The organism is Bacillus badius NBRC 15713 (genome assembly GCF_001591605.1).
GTDB classification, from domain to species: Bacteria; Bacillota; Bacilli; order Bacillales; family Domibacillaceae; genus Pseudobacillus; species Pseudobacillus badius.
Genome location: NZ_BCVF01000094.1, coordinates 1 through 2214 on the forward strand (window position 1 = coordinate 1; position 2214 = coordinate 2214).

Below are 2214 nucleotides of genomic sequence, written 5' to 3' on the forward strand. Positions count from 1 at the left end.
GATTTGAATAGTCATGAGCTGAAGGCCAACGAGGAACAAATGGATAAGTCTTTGGCGAGGATGTATTGAATAAATGAAAACTCCCACTGCAGAAACATGCAGTGGGAGTTTTGCTTTGTTTGCCTGGTATCCCTTCCAGTGCAAACAGATGAAGGATTTTTCAAATGTGGATTTGAAATAAAGTTTGATCATTTGAAATAAATTCCGATAATTTATAAAAAAGTTCGATACAACGTTGATATATTAACGTTGTATAAAATCATGCATAAATGATCAAAAACGAACAGACGCCAAATCTTTTAACTGCAGGAGTTTGACGTTTATAGTTCTAAAGCATTTAGATAAGAGTTATTTATTTACATACATACTGTATGTATGTTAAAGTTAACTAAACTTAAAATAAGGAGCTGGTTATGTTGGTTAATGGTTTTTATCCAGTTATTTTAACTGAAAAACTAGAGGAGTCTTCCAATTTTTATGAAACAAACTTTGGGTTTGAGCCTGTTTTCAAATCAGATTGGTATGTGAGTTTAAAAATGAATGAAAGTTCTGTTCCTTACGAATTAGCAATAATTTCCAGTACTCATAAGACGATTCCTTCAAATTATCGCAAAGTAGTACAGGGATTGATTCTCAACTTTGAGGTTGACAATGTCGATGACGAGTATGAAAGATTAATTCATAGTGAAAAATTGCCTATCATCCAGGATATTAAAGATGAAGATTTTGGTCAAAGACATTTCATCACAAGTGATCCGAATGGCATTTTAATTGATGTAATTCAAATCATACCTCCTAATGAGAGTTATCGTTCTCAATTTAATGAGAAAATATGGTCTGAAAAGTAATTTCTAATTCCAACACAGCAAGTATAAAAACAGCTCACGATTTAAGGTGGCATAATAATATGAGAAAAAATAAAATGGAAACCGATGCAACAGTTCAAAAGTTACTTTCAACTGCAAGAAAACATTTTACAGAAAAAGGATATGCTAACACAGCTTTAGAAGATATCGTTACAGAGGCAAATTTGACCAGAGGTGCGCTCTATCATCATTTTAAACATAAAAAGGGACTATTTTTACACACTTTTGAACTCGTACAAAAAGAAATTGGAGAACGGGTTGAAAAAGAGGCTTTAAAAAGTGAAGATCCATGGCAACAATTACTACTTGGCTGTCAAGCCTTTTTATCAGCTGCAGTTGAAGAACAAAACCTGCAAATCCTTCTAATTGACGGTCCAGCAGTCTTAGGCTGGGATGTCTTTAGATTAATTGATGAACAAAACTCAATGAGACATTTACGAGAGCAATTACAAGATATGAAAAATCAAGGATATTTAAAACCGTTATCTGTGGATGCTATTACCCACTGTCTGTCGGGAGCAATGAATGAAGCAGCCCTTTGGATAGCAGATAATACAGATAAGGAAAACTCCTTAGCAGACACAATTGCTACGATCACGAATCTATTGGAAGGGCTAAAAAATTAAGCAAAACAGTAATAAATCTAGTTCATTTCTACTTTTCATTTGGATTCAAATCACATTTTCAGAAGACAGCCATTCTAAAATTGCTATTGACCTTACAGTAAATAATATAATTCTATATAAACTCTTCATTCCTACTTCTAGTTCATCATGCCACAATGGTTTATTTCGTAGACCTCTAACAATATGCAATATAAGATTAGCTTATTCAAGAAAAGGGCGCGATTGTGGAGGATTACAGGCAGAAAAGGATCGAACTTTTTTATAAGAATTGTATAGTGCTTCACAAAGAGCGAACCCGTTTTGATCAATCTTTTTCTCAAAATGGGTTCTTTTTATTTTCCATAGAATGAGGTATTACAGGATACCTTTTGATCAAACTTTATCTCAAACCTACATTTCAAACTGCTCTTATGATTATAGATAATTTTAGTAATCTTTATTGCGCTAAAGCATCCGTTTGTTTAATAAGCGTTAATTTTATTCCCATCTTAAAAAAGCCCAAAATTGCAACATGTCCATTTTTAAAGGGTATGTATGATTTAAATATTCCTCTTTAACAACCTTAATAGTGGGGAAATTAGCTACTACCTCCGTACAGGCAATGCTTAATATTTCTTTTTCTTCCTCAGTTGGTTCCCCGTCAAAATAACCTTTCCAGTACAGCGTTTCATTTTCTAATGATACTGTCAGCCCTGTTAGTTTAAGAAGAAAATCATAAAAAA

At 33.1% G+C, this 2214-nt stretch carries 3 protein-coding genes; 2 read left to right on the forward strand and 1 reads right to left on the reverse strand.

Going from position 1 to position 2214, the window contains the following annotated elements:
- Window positions 1-413 precede the first annotated feature (413 nt).
- Together BBA02S_RS19820 and BBA02S_RS19825 are read left to right on the forward strand one after the other, a co-directional pair.
- On the forward strand, window positions 414-848 hold the full coding sequence (locus BBA02S_RS19820) for a VOC family protein (RefSeq protein WP_041096429.1): 435 nt from the start codon (window positions 414-416) through the stop codon (window positions 846-848).
- A gap of 59 nt (window positions 849-907) precedes the next feature.
- A complete protein-coding gene (locus tag BBA02S_RS19825; protein WP_041114540.1) occupies window positions 908-1492 on the forward strand; it encodes a TetR/AcrR family transcriptional regulator in 585 nt (194 codons plus the stop codon).
- Window positions 1493-1969: 477 nt separating this feature from the next.
- On the opposite strand, the gene BBA02S_RS21100 is transcribed toward BBA02S_RS19825, so the two are convergent.
- Window positions 1970-2214, reverse strand: a 245-nt coding sequence (locus BBA02S_RS21100) for a MafI2 family immunity protein (RefSeq protein WP_169799388.1), incomplete at its 5' end; no start/stop codon positions are given.